This is a genomic window from Streptomyces sp. 13-12-16, from assembly GCF_002114215.1.
Taxonomy (GTDB): domain Bacteria; phylum Actinomycetota; class Actinomycetes; order Streptomycetales; family Streptomycetaceae; genus Streptomyces.
The window spans coordinates 1-1,222 of record NZ_NCTE01000880.1 but is presented as its reverse complement, the minus strand read 5'-3'; the positions used below and the strand labels follow the sequence as shown (position 1 = coordinate 1,222).

1 protein-coding gene is annotated in these 1,222 nt (G+C 76.3%); it reads right to left on the bottom strand.

Going from position 1 to position 1,222, the window contains the following annotated elements; all coding sequences use genetic code 11:
* Nucleotides 1-50: 50 nt before the first annotated feature.
* A partial coding sequence (locus tag B7767_RS31115; protein ID WP_107486430.1) for a glycoside hydrolase family 10 protein occupies nucleotides 51-1,222 on the bottom strand: 1,172 nt, incomplete at its 5' end.

Genomic DNA, 1,222 nt, shown 5'->3' with positions numbered 1-1,222 from the left:
GCCCGGCCCCGCCCGGCCCGGCGGAAACCGGACGGCACCCCTCCCCCGGATCAGCCCGGGGGCGCGGCCGGCCGCCGGTAGTGGTCGGCGACCACCCGCGCCATCGCCCCGGCCGGATCGGCCGTCACCTCACGGGCGGCGAAGAAGACGTGCCCGCGCACCTCGGGGTGCTCGGCGGCCAGCGTGAGGTGGCGGGAGAGTTCGGCCGGGTCCCGCCAGGCCGCGGGCTGGGCCGGGTCGCCCGCCTTGTAGAGGGCCTCCCCCACGTACAGCCGGGTCCCGGAGCCCCGGACGACCTCGGCCCACCAGGGCAGCAGCGCGGCGTAGTCGGCGGCGGCGAAGCCGATGTTCCAGTAGAGCTGCGGGCAGATGTAGTCGATCCAGTTCTCCCTGGCCCACCGGCGGGTGTCGGCGTGCAGGTCGTCGTACGTCTGCACGCCCGCGTGCGTGGCGGAGCCCCGCCCGTCCACGTCGGCGTTGCGCCACACCCCGAAGGGGCTGATGCCGAAGCGGGTGCCGGGGCGGGTCTCCTTGATCCCGGCGGCCGTCTCGCGCACCAGCCGGTCGACGTTGTCCCGCCGCCAGGCCGCCCGGTCCGGGAAGCCGCCGCCGTGGGTGTCGTACGCGAGGTCGTCGTCGAAGCTCTGCCCGGCCACCGGATACGGGTAGAAGTAGTCGTCGAAGTGGACCGCGTCGACGGGGTAGCGGCGCACCGCGTCGAGCATCGCCTCCCGGACGAAGGCGCGGACCTCGGGCAGGCCCGGGTTGTAGTAGAGCCTGCCGCCGTACGGGACGGTCCAGCCGGGGTTCCGGCGGGCGGGGTGGGAGGCGGTGAGCCGGGCGGGGTCGGCGTGCAGGGCCACGCGGTACGGGTTGAACCAGGCGTGCAGTTCCAGACCGCGGGCGTGGGCCTCCGCGACGGCCGTGCCGAGCGGGTCCCAGCCGGGATGGGCGCCCTGGGTGCCGGTGAGGTACTGCGACCACGGCTCGTACGGCGAGGGCCACAGCGCGTCGGCGGTGGGCCGCACCTGGAAGATCACGGTGTTGAGGCGGTCGCGGACGGCCGTGTCGAGGTGGCCGAGCAGTTCGGCGCGCTGCCGCGCGGCGCTCAGCCCCGGCCGGGAGGGCCAGTCCCGGTTGGTGACGGTGGCCACCCACATGCCCCGCATCTCACCGGTCGCCGCGCCCCGCACCGCGCGCCGCCGCGGCGCGGCCGACGCCC